At 30.8% G+C, this 3,608-nt stretch carries 4 protein-coding genes; 3 read left to right on the top strand and 1 reads right to left on the bottom strand.

Annotated elements, in window-relative coordinates:
* The first annotated feature begins 10 nt into the window (after window positions 1-10).
* From PHC28_RS17030 to PHC28_RS17020, 3 genes are all read left to right on the top strand, one after another.
* Window positions 11-166: a helix-turn-helix domain-containing protein gene (locus PHC28_RS17030; RefSeq protein WP_367278062.1), complete on the top strand. Its 156-nt coding sequence runs from the start codon at window positions 11-13 to the stop codon at window positions 164-166.
* 206 nt (window positions 167-372) lie between these two features.
* Window positions 373-1,779, top strand: coding sequence for a hypothetical protein (locus tag PHC28_RS17025; RefSeq protein ID WP_300103393.1), 1,407 nt, complete (start codon window positions 373-375; stop codon window positions 1,777-1,779).
* Between the two features lie 52 nt (window positions 1,780-1,831).
* The gene (locus PHC28_RS17020; protein WP_300103391.1) at window positions 1,832-2,488 is read left to right on the top strand and encodes a hypothetical protein; all 657 of its coding nucleotides are present in this window, start codon (window positions 1,832-1,834) and stop codon (window positions 2,486-2,488) included.
* 55 nt (window positions 2,489-2,543) lie between these two features.
* Here PHC28_RS17020 and PHC28_RS17015 read toward each other — a convergent pair whose 3' ends face one another.
* Window positions 2,544-3,479, bottom strand: coding sequence for an SPOR domain-containing protein (locus PHC28_RS17015; RefSeq protein ID WP_300103388.1), 936 nt, complete (start codon window positions 3,477-3,479; stop codon window positions 2,544-2,546).
* Window positions 3,480-3,608 lie beyond the last annotated feature (129 nt).

Here is a 3,608-nt window from a genome sequence, read left to right as displayed (position 1 = left end):
TGCCAAAACGATAAACATTAACGATGTTTTGCCCGAAGATAAAATCCAGGAATTGACCGAGGCTTTTTATGGCTATAAGGAAGAATCAATTTCGCCTTTAAAAGAAAAGTATGGCGATAAATTCACTTGGGAGGAACTGCGAATGTTCAAGGCGAGTTTGAATTAAAATAGAGTTTTTTAACAATCTAAAACCTATAAGATAATTCCTTATGATAATTTTTTGGCTGTTTATGAAAATATTAACAAAAATTTTTGCATAATTTTAATTTTAATTTTAATTTAGAACAATTATTAGACTTAAAAATGATTCTAACGATCGGGAAAAGTTTTCAATTCTAACAAGAAATTATTTATAAATTAAATTTAAACGTTATGAAATTAAAAACGATTCAATTGTTCGTATGTGGCATTGCCATAAGTTTATTTATCACATCTTGTTCTTCAGAAATTGATTCTACTGCTGAAAATTTAAGAGTAACCCCTACTGCTGTAACAGCAACAACTTTAAAAAACTCAGATAGGATAAAGTTTAAGAAGGAGACTTCGTTGTTAATAGGAAGATTACTTTCCAAAAAAGAAGTTCGAGAGGAAGTATTAGCAAGTATGAAAGAAGTAAGTGGTTATGGAGAGGTTGTGAGTTTTGGGTATTTAATGGGAAAAAATAAAGGGATTAGAAAAAGTGAAAGCGAAAAAATTAATTCTAAATTAAGCAAAGGAAAAACCTTGTTTTTTCAATCTTTAGAAAAAGAGTTAAACGATCATAAAGCAGATTACCCAATTATTAATGAAAGAATAACCAAAAAAACAACAACATCTTCAAATAGTAGATTGCCTGCCGAAGGAGATCCTTTTACCGATGACTATTTGCAATTGTATTCGCCTTATAACGAAGTTAATGATTTATCACTAATTTCTTATGACGAATATTACACTTCTGAGGAAACTGAAGACGGTAGCCCAACTAATTCTGGTTATTATTTTAATGGAGTTTCAGAATCCTATGTGTCAAGTATGAATAATGATTTTATAGATACACATCCTAGTTTTATTGTATCTGTTATTGATGATGGTGATTTGGTTGGTGGAGTTAGTAGTTTCACTGAACTTTATGAAGTAACGACTTTGCCACCACCACTATCAACAAGTGCTACTTTATTAACATATAATGTAAATCATAATGATATACCAGATCAAGACTTTATTACAACAAGAATACCTATGATAAAAATCAATGGAACAGATTGGACGGGATTTGGTTCAACACATCAAAAATTTAGAGTATTTAGAGGCGGAATAGATTCTGGAGTTACTCAAAATGCTGACGGAACAATTACTGTAACCGGTAAAGGATTTCAGATAGGAGAAGACTTTAAAACAAAAAGAAGAAATGCAAGAAAAAAGAATTGGATAAATTTTGATCGAGAATTTGATGTTGATTGGAATCAATCGGAGAGTTCGCATCAAATAGTAGTGTTTTCCCTTCATAAATGGAAATCAAGTGACGAAACAACAGTTAATGTAAAATACGCATATAAATATAACACGGTAACAGGTGTTTGGGAAGGAACTATTGAGCCAACAGATTCTACGAATGTTAAAGTTACTTCTGGATCCTCAATATTTAGGTCGAATTCAGAACTCACTAGAAGACAAGTGCTTTCAACTATTACGGGTGCTGGTTCAACAGGCAAAACCTATAATGATGGAGGAATTGAGTACAATGTTAAATCTGTAGGGATTGTAGATTATTATTTTAAACATTGGTATACCGATTTGTAGTCAAATATTAAAAAAACAAGAGGCAAAACAGCCTCTTGTTAAATTCAACTTTATGAAAAACACAACAATCCTTTTTCTTTTCTTTACAATTTTTTCTTTTTCACAAGAAAAAAATAAAATTTTCATTAACGCAGGACCTAGTTATTATTCTTTTATGAAAGAAAATGAGAATAATTTTAACATTTCGGTCAATTTTATGCATCAAACCAAAAAGAAAAGATGGGCTATGGAGTATTATTATTTATATTCTCAAAATGATTATTTTCCAAGTTTTTATTATGATGAGAAAGCCTTATTTAGATATATTCGTTTTGGCAATCCAGAAACAATTTTTGAAGACACCAAATGGGATAAAATAGAAATGGTTGAAATAGGAAGCAAATTGCATTATTTGATACTAAAAAAGGAAAAGATAAATCTTTCGGTTAATTTAGGAATAGGATTTAACTACACTACAGAATCTTTACATAGATTATTTTTTATAGATATTGACCAAAACAACAGTATTTATGGATATGGTACTTTAGATGTTAAGCAAGAGGGTTTTAATGGTGCTGTATTTCCGGGTATTCATTTGGATTATAATTTGGGGCAAAATTTCCTTTTAGCAATCGATGGAGGCTACCATCTTGATGCAAACACTTATAATACAAGTGAGAGTAACACTACTTTTTGGAATTTTTCTTTAGGAATAGGCAAGAAGTTTTAAAAAAAGGGCTGATTGAAAATTTTCAATCAGCCCTTTTTTTGTTTCTATAATCAAATTATAGTGATTCAACCAGAATCCAAGCATCAGGATTGATTGTTTTTTGAATTTCCTGTTTGGCTTTTTCGGCTTCGGCAAAAGTGGCATAACTTCCGTACAGAACCGGATATAATCCGTATTTATTCTGTGGAATTCGTCGCGCCTTATATCCTTGATCGGATAGTTTTTTAAATATTTTTTCGGCATTTTTTTCATCCCTAAAAGCACCTGCCATAATGTGATAGGACATTTTTGATTCTTTTACAGTAAGTGTAACTGCCGGAATAGGATTTTCGATAAAGAAAGTAGCCTCTTGAATTTTATGCTGAACTTGTTTTTGTACAGCTGTTTCAACAAGAATCGTTTCATTGGCAATTTGTTGTTGGTAAAGCGGATACCCAATAGCTCCGGTAAGTCCCAATCCTAAAACAAAAACAGCTGCATATTTTAAATAAGCACTTGTTCTTCTTCTTTCAGGAATAAATTCAATTACTTCATTTTCTTCAAGAGCTTCGATTTTTTGTTCGAAAATTTCTCTTTTCACCATTGGCGAAACGAAAGCACTTAATCCAAAAGAATTAGTCAAATAATTGGTTTGATCGTAAGGCGTAAAAATCAAATTTTTATCGGAGTTAAGCGAAAAATTACCTACGTTTTTTATTGTGAACAATCCATTTTCCTGAAGCGATTTTTTCCAATTGAATACTTCATATTGAATCGCACTTATAGCATATTCATAAGAAGTTTTTTCAGCTTGGGCAATATGATTGGCTAATAATCCATCGTTATTTTTTAAATAGGCATTGAAAGAAATCATTTTCTTTGGAGGAAAAAACGAATTGGAACTTTCAACTAATTGAGCGGATTGAATTTCGGTCAAAAACGCTCCAAAACCTGGAACGGTTACACATTGGTAACGATATAAAAGCTGCGCGATGTATGGTTCGATGTTCATACTTACAAAGTTATACATTGAAAATAGTTATCAAAATTTTATTCACAATTTTTATTAACAAATCACATAAATTTTTATACATTTCAGCCTCAAACGATTAATATGACAGAACAAGATTTATTTCATTTA

The organism is Flavobacterium sp. (genome assembly GCF_028712645.1).
Lineage (GTDB): Bacteria > Bacteroidota > Bacteroidia > Flavobacteriales > Flavobacteriaceae > Flavobacterium.
The sequence above is the reverse complement of the archived record's forward strand: the minus strand, read 5'-3'. Positions and strand labels throughout refer to the sequence as shown.